The sequence below is a fragment of the Halobacillus salinus genome, from assembly GCF_004684905.1.
Taxonomy (GTDB): Bacteria; Bacillota; Bacilli; order Bacillales; family Halobacillaceae; genus Halobacillus; species Halobacillus salinus.
In genome coordinates, this window is record NZ_SRJC01000008.1 from 19,225 (window position 1) to 34,412 (window position 15,188).

General features: G+C 48.8%; 14 protein-coding genes and 3 riboswitches. Of the genes, 10 read left to right on the forward strand and 4 right to left on the reverse strand.

The window, feature by feature from the left end:
- Positions 1-11: 11 nt before the first annotated feature.
- Both E4663_RS17900 and E4663_RS17905 read right to left on the reverse strand, forming a co-directional pair.
- On the reverse strand, positions 12-815 hold the full coding sequence (locus E4663_RS17900) for a DUF2785 domain-containing protein (protein WP_135328642.1): 804 nt from the start codon (positions 813-815) through the stop codon (positions 12-14).
- Between the two features lie 12 nt (positions 816-827).
- Positions 828-1,214, reverse strand: coding sequence for a nuclear transport factor 2 family protein (locus tag E4663_RS17905; protein WP_135328643.1), 387 nt, complete (start codon positions 1,212-1,214; stop codon positions 828-830).
- Between the two features lie 388 nt (positions 1,215-1,602).
- Here E4663_RS17905 and E4663_RS17910 point away from each other — a divergent pair, with 388 nt between their 5' ends.
- On the forward strand, positions 1,603-2,580 hold the full coding sequence (locus E4663_RS17910) for a ring-cleaving dioxygenase (RefSeq protein ID WP_135328644.1): 978 nt from the start codon (positions 1,603-1,605) through the stop codon (positions 2,578-2,580).
- A 51-nt stretch (positions 2,581-2,631) separates the two neighbouring features.
- On the opposite strand, the gene E4663_RS17915 is transcribed toward E4663_RS17910, so the two are convergent.
- Positions 2,632-2,790 carry an aspartyl-phosphate phosphatase Spo0E family protein gene (locus E4663_RS17915; protein ID WP_135328645.1) on the reverse strand — a complete coding sequence of 53 codons (159 nt, stop codon included), beginning with the start codon at positions 2,788-2,790 and terminating at the stop codon, positions 2,632-2,634.
- 301 nt (positions 2,791-3,091) lie between these two features.
- Between E4663_RS17915 and E4663_RS17920 the strand changes: the two genes are divergently transcribed.
- The 5 genes from E4663_RS17920 (at position 3,092) to E4663_RS17940 (ending at position 11,197) form a co-directional block, all read left to right on the forward strand.
- Entirely contained in the window at positions 3,092-4,057 is a 966-nt protein-coding gene (locus E4663_RS17920; protein ID WP_135328646.1) for an AAA family ATPase, read from the forward strand.
- Positions 4,054-5,319: a DUF58 domain-containing protein gene (locus E4663_RS17925; RefSeq protein WP_079478642.1), complete on the forward strand. Its 1,266-nt coding sequence runs from the start codon at positions 4,054-4,056 to the stop codon at positions 5,317-5,319. The genes E4663_RS17920 and E4663_RS17925 overlap by 4 nt, the downstream gene beginning before the upstream one ends.
- On the forward strand, positions 5,319-7,517 hold the full coding sequence (locus E4663_RS17930) for a DUF4129 domain-containing transglutaminase family protein (RefSeq protein ID WP_135328647.1): 2,199 nt from the start codon (positions 5,319-5,321) through the stop codon (positions 7,515-7,517). The genes E4663_RS17925 and E4663_RS17930 overlap by 1 nt, the downstream gene beginning before the upstream one ends.
- Positions 7,518-7,548: 31 nt before the next feature.
- A riboswitch (purine riboswitch) is annotated at positions 7,549-7,650 on the forward strand.
- A gap of 380 nt (positions 7,651-8,030) precedes the next feature.
- On the forward strand, positions 8,031-9,569 hold the full coding sequence (guaA, locus tag E4663_RS17935) for a glutamine-hydrolyzing GMP synthase (RefSeq protein WP_135328648.1): 1,539 nt from the start codon (positions 8,031-8,033) through the stop codon (positions 9,567-9,569).
- Between the two features lie 89 nt (positions 9,570-9,658).
- A riboswitch (purine riboswitch) is annotated at positions 9,659-9,761 on the forward strand.
- Between the two features lie 101 nt (positions 9,762-9,862).
- Positions 9,863-11,197: an NCS2 family permease gene (locus tag E4663_RS17940; protein WP_135328649.1), complete on the forward strand. Its 1,335-nt coding sequence runs from the start codon at positions 9,863-9,865 to the stop codon at positions 11,195-11,197.
- A gap of 310 nt (positions 11,198-11,507) precedes the next feature.
- Here the strand turns inward: E4663_RS17940 and E4663_RS17945 are convergent, their stop codons facing one another.
- A complete protein-coding gene (locus tag E4663_RS17945) occupies positions 11,508-11,996 on the reverse strand; it encodes an Hsp20/alpha crystallin family protein (protein ID WP_135328650.1) in 489 nt (162 codons plus the stop codon).
- Between the two features lie 176 nt (positions 11,997-12,172).
- On the opposite strand from E4663_RS17945, the gene E4663_RS17950 reads away from it, so the two are divergent.
- The 4 genes from E4663_RS17950 (at position 12,173) to purK (ending at position 15,176) form a co-directional block, all read left to right on the forward strand.
- Positions 12,173-12,742, forward strand: a complete 570-nt coding sequence (locus tag E4663_RS17950; protein WP_079478646.1) for a DUF2179 domain-containing protein — start codon at positions 12,173-12,175, stop codon at positions 12,740-12,742.
- Entirely contained in the window at positions 12,708-12,911 is a 204-nt protein-coding gene (locus E4663_RS17955; protein WP_079478647.1) for an NETI motif-containing protein, read from the forward strand. The genes E4663_RS17950 and E4663_RS17955 overlap by 35 nt, the downstream gene beginning before the upstream one ends.
- A gap of 83 nt (positions 12,912-12,994) precedes the next feature.
- A riboswitch (purine riboswitch) is annotated at positions 12,995-13,095 on the forward strand.
- 478 nt (positions 13,096-13,573) lie between these two features.
- Positions 13,574-14,065, forward strand: a complete 492-nt coding sequence (purE, locus tag E4663_RS17960; protein ID WP_079480826.1) for a 5-(carboxyamino)imidazole ribonucleotide mutase — start codon at positions 13,574-13,576, stop codon at positions 14,063-14,065.
- The gene (gene purK, locus E4663_RS17965; RefSeq protein ID WP_135328651.1) at positions 14,055-15,176 is read left to right on the forward strand and encodes a 5-(carboxyamino)imidazole ribonucleotide synthase; all 1,122 of its coding nucleotides are present in this window, start codon (positions 14,055-14,057) and stop codon (positions 15,174-15,176) included. The genes purE and purK overlap by 11 nt, the downstream gene beginning before the upstream one ends.
- Positions 15,177-15,188 lie beyond the last annotated feature (12 nt).

A 15,188-nucleotide genomic window follows, 5' to 3' on the forward strand; every position in this document is an offset into this window, starting at 1 on the left:
TCAGGGGTTTTTTAGATAGTGTCCAGGCTGTTTTCGATGCTTTTTTGAAGAGATGGGAACGTTGAAGTCCGGCTCAGCTCCAGGTGGAAACTCTTCAAAAATTTCTTGGCGTTCGCTTGGAGTACCCAATACTTTTCTGGCGGCAGCTGCTGTTTTTTAAAGTAGTCGGGAAGCTCGCTGATCCAGTTTTCAAGTATGTGTGAGTCGAGTCCTCTGTCCAGCATTTCCATCGTAGGAATGAGGATGCGTTCGTCCTCATCGTGGAGATAGACGCTGTCTCCCGTGAGCACTTTATTCCAAAGTGGCAGGAGTAAGTTGCGGTGGTCCTCGGTGTCGACCTTCGGATTCTTAGCGAGTTCATCCACGAGGTCGGCAACATGCGCAACGCTGTGTGCCCACCCTTTTTGCAGGACATAGCCTCTCAGGTCTTGCTCCTCGTTTATGTAGCGGATGACGTGCTCTTTGGTTGTGGTGACTTTGCTAGCTGGAAGGAAGTTGTCTTCGTTGTCGCGATAAACGATGAGCGTCATGAGCAGCGTTGTGAAGGCACGCGTGAACACGGAGTCTGTATTCTTTTCCCCGATTCCCTTCATTAGTAGGTCGTCGAGGCAGATAGTCAGCAGTTCCTCGAGGGTTGTTGAGCTAAGTTGGTCTTGGTGGATGATCATTTTCACGAATCCCCTGTAGATGAGTTCGTCGCGAAGCTCGGGGTCTGTTGATCCGATGTGGGCGATCATAGAGAGAGTGTCCACGTTTGCCCAATTCCCGCCTTGGTGTTGCGCTGCTAATAGATTCTTTAATTCCGTTTCGTTCATATAATTCTCCTTTTATTGGTGGATGACGTAAGAGGTGATCTCTTGGATGACATTCTTGCCGGCGCTGACGAAATGATAGAAATGGCAAAAATGATAGAGATCACCTTCGGTAGTTTGGTAGGTTCCTTTGGCGGCGCCCGTTTTGCCGTGGGTGATGATACTATCGATGGTCAGTTCGTTGATGTCCATTGGGTGCTGGGTTAAGTGGTCGATCAGCTCGCTTTGACTTTGTAGTGAGTCTGTCCCGACGATCTCCCATCTCACGTTTTCTTTAGTGGCAGTCTTCAAGAAGTTGACGTCACTTGTCGCGAACGCCACTAAGGCATCTTTGATGAATTCTTTCTTCGGGGCGTTGTTGCAGTCGCTCGGTGCGGTGATGTTCAGGTTTTGGTGCGTCATATTCGGCCTCCTTTATTTGGTAGTTTCTATTCTATCATGAGGTGTCTGCTAGGTTGTATCAAAAGAGGGATGAGTTCTTTCAATTGAAGTGGATCTTCTACCAATCGTGGGGCTGTTTGGTACAAAATACGGCAACTTTGGTACGAAGTCAGCGGTATTTGGTACAAATCTCGCTTTCTTGAGGTACAAATACGTGTTAACTTGGTACAATTCTGAGATTATTTGGTGCAAGTCCATGGGGCCCGGGCCCATGTCCCAGCAAAGTGGGAGGAGGTCCCTGACCCCAGCGTCCCGCGCCCCATCCAGCCCCAGAAGCACACATGTTGACTTTCCTTCCAATCTTTATTATATTTATCTTGAAACTGAGATAATCAGAGGAGGATCAACTGTGAACGAATTGAAAGGGATTCACCACGTGACGGCAATCACGAGCAGTGCGGAGAAGAACTATGAGTTTTTCACTTATACGCTCGGGATGCGTCTTGTGAAGAAGACGGTCAACCAAGATGATATACAAACGTACCACCTGTTTTTTGCGGATGACGAAGGGAATGCCGGGACGGACATGACGTTCTTTGATTTTCCTGGTATTCCTAAGGGTTCGCACGGAACGAATGAGATCAGCCGTACGTCGCTACGGGTGCCGAGTGATGAGGCGCTGGAGTATTGGGTGAAGCGGTTCGATCGCCTTGATGTGAAGCACCGCGGTATTCAGGAACGGTTCGGTAAAAAAGTGCTGCCGTTCGTCGATTTCGATGATCAGTCGTATGAATTGGTATCGGATGAAAACGATGAAGGTGTTCCGGCGGGGATTCCTTGGCAGAACGGTCCGGTTCCTTTAGAGTATGCGATCACAGGACTTGGTCCACTACATGTTCGTGTTGATAATGTAGAGTATTTCAAGAAGATGCTTGAGAAGGTGCTGCTTTTCCGTGAGGTCGACCAGGAAGGTGCGTTCCATCTGTTCGAAGTCGGTCCAGGTGGGAACGGAGCGCAGGTCATCGTCGAATTCAACAACATCCTGCCACCGGCGCGTCAAGGGTATGGAACGGTTCACCATGCTGCATTCCGCGTCGAGGATACGAATGCACTGGAAGAGTGGATCAACCGGATGCCGCAGTTCGGCTTCCGCACATCAGGTTATGTGAACCGCCACTACTTCGAGTCGCTGTACGTGAACGTTGCACCACAGATTTTGTTTGAATTCGCGACAGACGGCCCTGGTTTCATGGGAGATGAGCCGTACGAAACGCTCGGAGAGAAGCTTGCTCTGCCTCCGATGCTTGAGCCGAAGCGTGAACAGATCGAGAAGGCTGTCCGGCCGATTGATACGGTCCGCAGCACCATCGATTTTAAAAAAGAATAAACAAATAGCCCCTTCTCATGAGAGAGGGGGCTTTCTATTGGATGAAGCATCTTATCTATTTATTTGAGGGGTCTTCGTTTCAGTCAATTCATTAAGTAAGTGATCCAACTCTTGGGAAAACTTCAATACTTGGTGGTAATCCTGACCTTTTGAATAACAGTCATACATCTTCTGACGAGTTTCTTCGATTTTCTCCTCTAAATAATTCACTGTTGTTCAAAACTCTCCCTAATATATGGTATAAGATTCCCAATACCCGACCGTTTTGTTATCTAAACATAATGATGTCGAAAAAATTAAATAATTTTGACAGAAATCTATTCTTTCATCTTCTATGTATGATATTTTGATATTGTGACTTTTTGGAAAAACTAGAGGAGAGTGCCCCCTTTTTCTTCCTATAATATCCATCAGCCACATGCTTTGTCCCGTAAGCAGGGATATAGTATAGTAAAAATGAGCGTGATTATTCTGAAAAATAGTTCTTTATATAAGGAGAGGAGAACATCTGATGACTCAACAAGCCTATTTGTTGCAACCGAAAATATCCGAGGTTATCGGTAATATCAATAAAGTAATGATTGGAAAAGAGGAAGCTGCGTTACTGAGTCTCGTAGCTCTGTTGGCGAAGGGACACGTGCTGCTTGAGGACGTGCCTGGAGTGGGGAAGACGATGCTCGTCAAGACGCTTGCGAAATCTCTGGACTGCGACTTCAAGCGGATCCAGTTTACGCCGGACTTGCTTCCTTCTGATGTCACAGGTGTATCCATTTATAATCCGAAAGACCGCGAATTCGAATTCCGTGCAGGTCCGATTTTAGGAAACGTCGTCTTAGCCGATGAGATCAACCGTACCTCGCCGAAAACTCAATCCGCCCTGCTTGAGGGGATGGAAGAGACGAGCATCACCGTCGATGGGAACACGGTTCCGTTAAGTAATCCGTTTTTCGTCATGGCGACGCAGAACCCGATCGAATACGAAGGGACATATCCATTACCAGAAGCGCAGTTAGACCGTTTCCTAATCAAAATGAAGATGGGCTATCCTTCTCCGAAACAGGAAATGGAGATGCTGAGCCGCACGTCTGGTGCCCACCCGATCAACTCGATTTCCTCGGTCATCAGCCGTGACGAACTCGTAGATTTGCAGAAAGAAGTGGACGACGTGTATGTCGACCGCACAGTGAACCATTACATCATCGACCTCGTTACGGGGACGCGTGAACACGAAGGCGTGTATCTTGGTGGTAGTCCGCGTGGTTCGATCGCTTTAATGAAAGCAGCGAAGGCGTATGCATTCATCCATGACCGTGATTATGTCGTGCCGGATGACGTCCAGTACTTGGCTCCGTTCGTACTTGCTCACCGAATCATTTTGACGTCAGAGGCCCGTTTCGAGGGAGCGACGCCTGAGGGGATCATCGAAGAGTTGGTGCAACAGACGTCGATTCCCGTGAAGAGGAACATCGGTGAATGAAACAGAAGTTAGAATTCATACTTAAACTTTTGTTCGTCGCGTTCCTCTTTTGTCTTCTATTTTCCTATGCGATGTTCCAAGGCGGGTTCGTCAGTTGGTTCCTTTTCTATGCGTTCCTTCCTTTCCTCGTCTATATGTTCGGCATTCTAATTTATCCAATCAACAGTTGGAATGTCGAACGGAAGCTTTCGAAACGAGTCGCGACTGGTGGCGAAAGTGTTGAAGTGGATGTGACGATCCGCCGCAAGATTCCATTCCCAGTCTATTACTGTGTTATCGAGGAATACCTTCCGCACTCGTTGAAAAAGAAAGACACGCACTTCACGAAATTCCGCAACTTGGATGAAGAGGAGACGTTCCATGAGCCGAGGAAGGTCAAGCGGGTCACGTTTCCGTGGTTCTCGAAAAATATCAAGCTTCACTATACGATCGACCAAGTGCCTCGTGGCGAACATGAGCTCAATGCTTTGCGCGTGAAAACCGGGGACTTCTTCGGTTTCGTGAAAAAGGAACACGTCTTCCTCCATTCGAACAAGCTGCTCGTCTTTCCTTATAGGCGCCCGGTTAAATTGAAAGAGAATGTGTACAGCTTCGAACAAGGAGCGAGTCCATCTTTCAAGTTGAATGAGAAAAACACGAACATCGTCACCGGCGTGCGCGAGTATATTCCGGGGGACCGCTTCGCCTGGGTCGACTGGAAGACGACGGCGAAAAAAGACCAGATGATGACGAAAGAGTTCGAGCAGGAAAAAAGCGTCGATATGATGCTGATCTTGAATGCGACTTACCATGCTTCCGTCAGCTCGATACGCTTCGAGGGTGCGGTGGAATTCAGCGCTTCGCTGCTCGATCAACTGCAGAAATCCACCTCTCAACTAGCCTTCATGACACTTGGCGATGAGCGTTCTTATTTTCCTTTTCAAAAAAATGCGACCCATCAACATATGATTCAAGCGCACTTGGCGAAAGTTCGTGCGGTCGGCCGTACGCCATTCGCCCAGCAACTGCAGAAAGAGCATACGCGCCTGCCTTCCGGGATGATCGCGATGGTCGTCAGTCCGTTGCTGGATGAGGAAATTGCCCAGGCACTTGTGCGACTTGCGAAGAAGAGTAAGCGACTCGTCTTGTTCTATGTTAGGTCCGCCAAAACGATGACGTTCCAGGACCATCAGCAGATCAAGCAGTTGAAAAACCAAGGAGTCCATGTCCAATTGATTTCGGAAGAACAATTGACACAGCAAGAATTCGAGGTGAACACCTAATGAATGAACAGAAGAGTGGCCAGTCGTTTATGTATAACCTCACCATTTACATCATCGGGTTCTTCCTGTTCTGTGAATGGCTCCTGCCGCTTGAGACCGTCACCAATACGGATGATGTGACGATCTTCTTCATTTATGCGGCCTTTTGTTTCTTTGTTTCCTTTTTACAAGTCCAGTGGTGGATCTCGATGCCGCTTAAGTTCATCGGGCTTGCGTTTATCATCGACGGGCTGTACGTGGCAGAACGCATCTTCAGCCGCGACTGGTTCTCGGTCGTCTATAACCAAATAATGTTCAACATTCAAGTGATCCAGACCCAGGAATGGTGGCAGATGACGCCGTTGTTCCGCAGCCTGTTGTTCCTCGTTCTGCTATGGCTGATGAGTTACTTGCTATTTTACTGGCTCGTCGTTGCCAAACGGATGCTCCTTTTCGTCGTCATGACATTCATCTACGTGACCGTGATCGATACGTTCACGATCTACGACGGAAAATGGGCGATCGTAAGGACGTTCATTCTAGGAATGGCTGCACTTGGGTTGTCCAGTTTTGCTAAGGAGATGGACAAAGAATCGATTCCGTCCGCCTGGTATAAAAGGGTGCACCTGTGGATCGTGCCGCTTGTCGCTATCATCTTCTTCTCAACCGTTGCGGCATACGCTTCTCCGAAACTGACGCCGCAGTGGCCGGATCCTGTTCCATATTTGCAAAGTGCAACTGGTGGCCCAGGACCTGGTGGCAGCGGAAATGCCGTCCAGAAAGTCGGCTACGGGGAAAACGACAGTCAGTTAGGCGGATCGTTCGTGCAGGATAATACGCCGGTGTTCAGGGCGATGGCGGATGGCGATCGCTACTGGAGAATCGAATCCAAAGATACGTACACCGGAAAAGGGTGGATCGATACGCTCGAAGGACCGACGACAACGTATGAAGCGGATGAGCTGGAATATAAAACTTTTACAGACAATGTTGAATCGGAAGAGCAGACGGCGATGATCCGCTTCCAGCAAGGTGCCTCGTTCCAAAAGCTAGTCTATCCATATGGACTTGGCAATCTGGAACAGACGCCTGATAACAGCCGTTTCCGTGTGCATACCGAGACGGGGGAGATTGACACGTATCGTGGCAATTCCCTATCGAGGATAAATGATTACATCATTAATTACGACTATCCATCGTTCGAGTATGGACAGCTCCGTGAAGCAGGTAGTGACGATCCGGCTGAGATCCGAAATCAGTACTTGCAGCTTCCTGATACATTGCCGAGCCGAGTGCGTAACTTAGCGAGTCAGATCGTATCGGAAGAGGATAACCGCTATGATAAAGCGAAGGCAGTCGAGCAGTACTTTTCCAATAATGGATTTGAATACTCGACGACCGACGTGCCTGTACCAAGTGAAAATCAGGACTACGTCGATCAGTTCTTGTTCGACAGCCAAATCGGATATTGTGACAACTACTCCACTTCGATGGTGGTGCTCTTGCGTTCCGAAGGGATTCCAGCACGCTGGGTGAAAGGTTTTACCGGGGGCGAGCGGATCGATGCGCAAGCTGCTGAGTACACCGATGAATTCCAGAACACCTACCAAGTGACGAGCGGAAACGCACACTCGTGGGTAGAAGTCTACTTCCCTGAAATCGGCTGGGTTCCGTTCGAGCCGACACAAGGGTTCTCGAACAACAGTGATTTCTTCACAGAAGTGGAGAACGATGAAGGAGACACTGCTGCTGCAGATGAAACGGAAACGGAAGATCCGACCCAGGGCAACCCTCAGCAAATGGAAGAAGAAGAGACAAGCACCGGTTCCCAAGGTGGCGGTGCGTCGTCTGGAAGCTTCCTGTGGGTTTATATCGTTTCTGGTATTTTGGCGGTAATTGGTGCCATTCTCTACTTCACACGCTTCCGTTGGAAATCGACGCTGCTCAGGAGACGCATCAAACGTAGTGGCGATGCCGATACGTACGAACAGGCGTATCACTTCTTATTGAAGCTTCTGGATCATAAAGGAGTGAAGCGCAATCCGCAGCAGACGTTGCGTGATTATGCCCGTTCGGTCGACCGTCATTATCAGACTAATGAGATGCGCCAGCTGACGCATCATTACGAACGTTTTGTCTATCGGAATGAGTCGCAAGATGTGCAGACCGGTAAAGTATCTGAATTATGGGAAAATTTAATTAAGAAAGCATTGTCTTGATTCCTTACACTGCGGTTGATAGAATGGATGAAACTTAATCGTCATTCTCCTTCGTATATCCTCGGGAATAGGGCCCGAGAGTCTCTACCGGGGCGCCGTTAACGCCCTGACTATGAAGGTGGAAATCAGGATACGTGTATGTGTTTTTCGATTTCTGCCTTCGTATGTTTTTTTAGACAAACGGAGGCAGATTTTTTTATAGGTGCCGGTTTCGTCACTTTTTCGTGTGAGAGCGGGGTAGGGGGATAACTCGCTTTCCACGGGCGGCGGTGAGCCTCTTTGATTAGAGTGTGCGCCTGCGTCTGCTTGTAGCGCTTCGAAGCGGGCTTTCTCGGCGCAAGGGAGCAAGGGAGTAGTTCAAGTAGTACCCTGGGTCTCACCCTACCGCTTTTCCCGTAGGAGTCTCGCCATCCCCCTACCCCTTTACGGAATAAGAGGGACGAAACGACCAAGATAATTTAAACAATCTTAAAACATACTAAGGTATATAGATTAATAAAGGAGTGGGGAAGTATGGAGAAAGTGGAAGGTATGATTTTGGTTCTTGATTTCGGGAGCCAGTATAATCAGTTGATTACGCGCAGGATCCGTGAGTTCGGTGTGTATAGTGAATTGCATTCGCATAAGATGAGTGCGGAGGAGATCAAGGAATTGAATCCGAGTGGAATCATTCTTTCTGGTGGACCGAACAGCGTCTATGGGGAGGATAGTTTCCGTTGTGACGAGGAGCTGTTCGAGCTTGGGATTCCTGTCCTCGGCATCTGCTACGGTATGCAGTTGATGACGCATCACTTCGGTGGAAAAGTTGAGCGCGCGCAGCAGCGTGAATACGGGAAATCGGATATCTCTGTGAACGAAAATCCAGTCCTTTTCCGTAAGACACCGAAGGAACAAGTCGTGTGGATGAGCCACAGTGACAAAGTCATTGAAGCACCGGAAGGATTTGTAGTCGATGCGACTAGTCCATCTTGCCCGGTTGCGGCGATCAGTGATGAGGACAAGCAGATGTACGGCGTCCAGTTCCACCCGGAAGTCCGCCACTCCGAATATGGTAACGACCTGCTCCGCGCTTTCGTTTTCGATGTGTGCGAAGCGAAGGACGACTGGACGATGGAACACGTTGTCGAGATGGAAGTTGAGAAAATCCGCAATCAAGTCGGCGACCGCAAAGTACTTTGCGCCTTGAGTGGAGGAGTGGATTCCTCTGTCGTAGCGGCTCTGATCCATAAGGCGATCGGTGATCAGCTGACGTGTATTTTCGTCGACCACGGCCTTCTACGTAAAAATGAAGCAGATGACGTCATGCGTTTTCTTGGAGATGGCTTCAACATGAACATCATCAAAATCGATGCGAAAGAACGTTTCATGAGCAAGCTGGAAGGCGTATCCGATCCTGAGAAAAAGCGTAAGATCATCGGTAATGAGTTCATCTATGTCTTTGATGATGAAGCAGAGAAGCTGAAGGACATCGACTTCCTTGCGCAAGGTACGTTATACACTGACGTCATTGAAAGTGGAACGGAAACGGCGCAGACGATCAAGTCGCACCATAACGTCGGCGGTCTGCCGGAAGATATGGAGTTCGAATTGATCGAGCCGCTTAACACTCTATTCAAAGATGAAGTGCGTGAACTGGGACTTGAGCTTGGTGTGCCGGAGCATATCGTATGGCGTCAGCCGTTCCCTGGACCAGGTCTTGCGATCCGTGTCCTTGGGGAAGTGACGGAAGAGAAGTTGGAGATTGTTCGTGAATCGGATGCAATTCTGCGTGAAGAAATCAAGAATGCTGGACTGGAGCGTGACATCTGGCAGTACTTCACGGCGCTTCCTGGCATGCGTTCTGTCGGTGTCATGGGTGATGAGCGTACGTACGATTACACAATCGGAATCCGTGCGGTAACATCGATTGATGGTATGACGTCCGATTGGGCTCGTATTCCGTGGGACGTATTGGAGAAGATCTCGACTCGTATCGTCAATGAGTGTGACCACATCAACCGCGTCGTGTATGATGTGACGAGTAAGCCACCTGCAACGATCGAGTGGGAATAAACGAACGAAATGACTTAAATTATAATTAATGTTCGGAAATTGGTTGACATCCCCTTGTCGAACATTGTAAGATGATACACGTCATCATAATTAAATCAAAGCAACACCGTCGTATAATTTTGGGAATAAGGCCCATAAGTTTCTACCAGACCACCGTAAATCGGTCTGACTACGTCGGTGGATGGGTAGAGTGTATGGATCGTCCTATTTCCTCGCCCATTCCCGACGAAGAAACTCTTGGAGCCCCAAGGGTTTCTTTTTTTTATAACGGCGATAAAGGGGAGGAAAGAAAGATGAAGAAATACTTTAAGTTTGAAGAGTTTGGCACGAATTACCGTACAGAATTTATGGCAGGGCTGACAACGTTCCTTGCGATGGCATACATTCTGTTCGTAAACCCATCGACACTTGCACTAGACGGCATTGAGCAGCTGCCAGAAGGTGTAACGCGAATTGATAAAGGAGCGGTGTTCACGGCTACCGCAGTCGCTGCAGCCGTCGGTACATTGATTATGGGATTACTTGCGAAGTATCCGATCGCTCTTGCACCTGGCATGGGACTGAATGCGTTCTTCGCTTACACGGTAGTTCTAGGTTACGGTATTCCATGGGAAACAGCACTAGCTGGCGTATTAGCATCTGGACTTATTTTTATCGTTCTTACTGTGACTGGCTTGCGCCAAATGATCATTGATGCGATACCTGGAAACTTGAAGCTCGCTGTCGGAGCGGGAATCGGATTGTTCATCGCGTTCATCGGATTCCAGAACTCAGGCATTGTTCAAAACAGTGACGCAACGCTTGTACAGCTTGGTGACCTTACAGCAGGTCCGACGATGCTTGCCATCTTTGGAATCATCGTTTCTGTTGTATTCCTTGCACTTGGGATCAAAGGTGGTATTTTCTACGGGATGGTGCTGACTTCGATTGCCGGTATGGTAACGGGCTTGATTGTTCCGCCAAGCGGAATTGATGGTGTTGTAAGCTCCGCACCAAGTGTCGCGCCGACTTTCGGTGCTGCGTTCGCTCACTTCGGTGACATTTTCACAATTGAAATGCTCGTTGTCATTCTTACATTCTTGTTCGTCGATTTCTTCGACACGGCAGGAACGCTCGTTGCGGTTGCAACACAAGCTGGTTTCATGAAAGATAACAAACTTCCACGTGCCGGACGCGCGTTGTTTGCTGACAGTGCTGCTACAGTTGTAGGTGCAGCGGTCGGAACGTCTACAACGACGTCTTATATCGAATCGACTGCCGGAGTAGGAGCGGGTGGTCGTACTGGCTTTGCATCGGTCGTAACCGCAGGGTTCTTCATTCTGGCCTTGTTCTTCTCGCCACTTCTATCCGTGGTCACGGCAGAAGTTACAGCACCTGCGTTGATCATTGTCGGTGTCTTGATGGCGTCTACGCTTAAGAATATCGACTGGGATAAGTTCGAAATTGCTGTGCCGGCCTTCTTCACGATTGCCGCGATGCCACTGACGTATAGTATCGCAACTGGAATCGCGATCGGCTTTATTTTCTACCCGATCACCATGATTCTGAAAGGTCGCGCGAAAGAGATTCATCCTATTATGTATTTCTTGTTCCTGATCTTCATCCTGTACTTCGTGTTCTTGGCTTAGAGAAAACCAGGACGTTCGCAAAATAGAGTGCGAGAGGGAAGGGAAAACAGTCCGCTTTCCGTGGGGAACGCTGAGCCTCCTCGGTCGTCCCGACCTGTGGGGTCTCATCTTGTTCCATTTTCCCACAGGAGTCTACCTGTTTTCCCTTCCCTCTCTACATAAATAGAAAGAACGTCCCTAATCCAGTGGAATTGTTGGATGTTCCATATCATCCTTTTGAGAAGGTGGGCGTGGAAAGCGCACCATTCCCACGCCCGCCTGCACCTATTAAGCGTATGGAACATATTCAACAAAAAAAGGAATCCGCTGTTTACTCGTCTTGTAAATGGCGGATTCTTACAGATTTACGTGTGGTATCGTCTGAGATCTGGCGGTGAAGTTGGATGATGAGCAGGCCGTGTTTGTAGGTCGCTTCGATTTTGTCATGGCGCACGGCATAAGGTAAGTCGAGTGTGCGTTCGAAAGCGCCGTCTGGGATTTCTGAACGGATCTGGTGCCCGCCGCGGTTGTTGATATCGATTTTACCTTGAAGCGTAAGCGTCGTCTGATCAACGAGGACCTCTACATTTTTCGGATGATTCATGCCAGGGATGTTCACAAAGCATAAAAGTTCATTATCATATTGATACATATTGACGGCTGGAATGGATGGTTTCATCATCCGCTCGAAACCGCCGAACAGGTCTTTCGAATTCGTTGGTGTACCAGATGCGTTCTTCATCATGTTCTCGAAACCGCCCCAAAAATCTTGGCCGAATACTTTATCAATGCCGCCTTGCCAGTCTTTAAATGAATTCACAACATTTACCCTCCTGCTATTGTCAGAAATTGCGGTGAAAAATGATTGTGCCCTTGTGCCTTCATGGTTTATAGTGTATGCAGAAAATGACAACTAGGTGAATGTCCTTCCACATGAGGTAGAGCTCAGGTACCGAGCCATTCTCCGAGGAACCATCTAGGCTAGGGGGATAATAAATGGAGAATCCATGGTTAATTGTCGCGATTATTTTAGTCGTCAATATTGTGTACGTCTCGTTCTTTACGTTGCGGATGATCTTTACACTCAAAGGCCAGCGCTACTTTGCAGCCTTTATCAGTATGTTTGAGATTGTAACGTATATTTATGGGCTTGGTATTGTGTTGGACCGTCTCGACCAATGGATCAACGTTGTTGCATATGCTGTCGGGTATGGACTTGGAGTAATCTGTGGGATGAAGATTGAAGAGAAGCTCGCACTTGGGTATATTACAGTTAACGTCATTTCTTCAGATCCTGACATTGAATTTACAAGAAAGCTTCGTGACAAAGGATACGGGGTGACAAGCTGGTACGCTTATGGCATGGAAGGGGATCGTTTGAATATGCAGATCCTCACGCCTCGTAAGTACGAGCTGGTGCTGTATCAAGCCATCCAGGAAATAGATCCGAAGGCGTTCATTGTAGCGTATGAACCGAAGCAGATTCATGGCGGGTTCTGGGCGAAGTCCGTGAAGAAAGGAAAGATTCAACGTGCCCAAGAAGAACAGCAACAAAAAGCGCTTTGAGGTGCTGGAGAATGAAACGATCGGGGATTGTCTCGATCGCATGAAGAAAGAAGGTTACACACCAGTCCGTCGTGCGGAGGAACCGATTTTTAAAGAAGAGGTCCGTGACGGGGAAAAGGTGATGGAGCCGATTGGTAGTAAGATTGTCTTTCAAGGAGTAAAGCAGTAAAAACCGAACGATTTTTGTTATTGTGTGTTATAACGTTCGATTATGACGTTGACATGTTCGGTTGCTCTTGATATGATAAGGACAGAAATTGCATAGAAGATCCTCATATAAGATGGGAATAGGGCCCATGCGTCTCTACCCGGAAACCGTAAATTTCCGGACTATGAGGGAAGTCTGTTCATACGATCGACGTGTGCCTGTTTGACGACTTCTCTGATAGTAGAGAGCCGTTAAGTAGGCACTTTTTTTGTGGATTTTGGTGGGAGAGCGGGTGGAGGGAGACGACTCGCTTTCCGTGGGCGACGCCGAGCCTCCTCGGTCGGGTCCCTCCCTGTGGGGTCTCGCCATGTCCGCTTTTCCCACAGGAGTCTCGCCGTCTCCCTCCACCCTTTACCGAATAAGGTGGGGAACTCTTCTATTATGAGAGAAATTCCCGGCGGGCAACTTCTAATAGGGATAGCGTACTACAAGCTCATATTAAGAACGTGGGTACGAAACATTAGATGAGGTTGGGATGAAAAATACGAGACTCCTACGGGAAAAGCGGTAGTGCTGAGACCCCACAGGACGACAGTCCGAGGAGGCTCAGCGCCGCCCGTGGAAAGCGAGTGTTTTTCATCCCAACCTCCCTCCGAACTAAAGCAAGGAAAGGGATGAGTGGAATGCCACAGGTTGGTGTGATTATGGGGAGTTTGTCAGATTGGGAAACGATGAAACAAACATGCGACGTACTGGATGATCTCGGAATCTCTTATGAAAAAGAAGTGATTTCCGCGCATCGTACGCCAGATGATATGTTCCGCTACGCCGAAGAGGCAAGAGATAGAGGGCTCAAGACGATCATCGCAGGAGCAGGGGGCGCGGCTCACCTTCCGGGGATGGTCGCATCGAAGACGACGCTTCCGGTCATTGGCGTTCCGGTTCAGTCGAAAGCGTTGCAAGGGCTTGATTCCCTGCTTTCCATCGGTCAGATGCCTGGCGGCGTTCCTGTCGCGACGATGGCGATCGGAACGGCCGGAGCGAAGAACGCCGGCTTGTTCGCAGCAGAAATGATCGGCGCCTTCGATCAAGAAGTGGCGGACAAACTACAAGACTATCGCGTGAGTTTAGTAAATAAAGTCGAAGACATGAGGAGCGATCTACGTGACATCTAATATCATTCGACCAGGAAAGACAATCGGCATTCTAGGAGGCGGACAGCTCGGGAAAATGATGGCCGTCGCCGCCCGTCACATGGGTTACCGTATCGCGGTCCTTGATCCGACAGAGGATTGCCCGTGTTCCGCTTTATCCGATATCCATATACAAGCAGCATTCGATGATAAAGAAGCAGCGAGACAGCTCAGTAAAGAGAGCGACGTCATCACTTACGAATTCGAGAACGTCGACCTTGAGGTAGCGCGCATTTTTGAAGAAGAAGGCAAGCTTCCACAGGGCGCGTATTCCTTAGAAGTTACCCAGAACCGTGAAAAAGAGAAGCAGGTCGCGGTGGAAGCGGATCTTCCGGTTCCGACGTACCGCATCATCCACTCTGTTGATGAGCTAGAAGATGCCGTAGAAGCGACAGGCTTTCCTGCGGTCATCAAGACGATCAGCGGAGGATACGATGGCAAAGGCCAGCTAAAGCTCGATGAAGATTTAGACGAGGCGCGTTCCTTCATCAAAGAAGGCGGCACGTACATCGTCGAGGCATGGCTCTCTTTTGACCTGGAAATCTCGCAAGTCTTCACTCGTAGTCAAGGGGGAGACATTACGTATTTCCCGATTGCGGAGAACGTTCACAAGAATCATATCTTGCATGAATCCCGCGTCCCGGCGCCGACCACCGATACGGTAGTGGAGAAAGCGCGTGACGCCGTGAAGCGGATGTCAGATCACATGAATATCGTCGGCACGTTCGCGGTCGAAATGTTCGTGATCGGCGACGAGGTCTACATCAACGAAATGGCACCGCGCCCGCACAACTCCGGTCACTATACGATCGAAGCGTGCAGCGTTTCCCAGTTCGAACAGCACGTCCGAGCAATCTGCGGCCTGCCGCTTCTACCGGTTCACAGCTTCCCGGCAGCGGTGATGGTCAACGTCCTCGGCAAGCACCGGGACATCCTACTGAACAATCTAGAAAACTATCACGGTATCCACCTTCATGATTACGGAAAGAAAGAATCCCGAACCCATAGAAAAATGGGACATTTGACGATCATTGGGGAAAGCCTTGAGGAAATTGACAAAATCATAGAAAATAACAACGTACATTTATGGTAGACAAACGAGGAG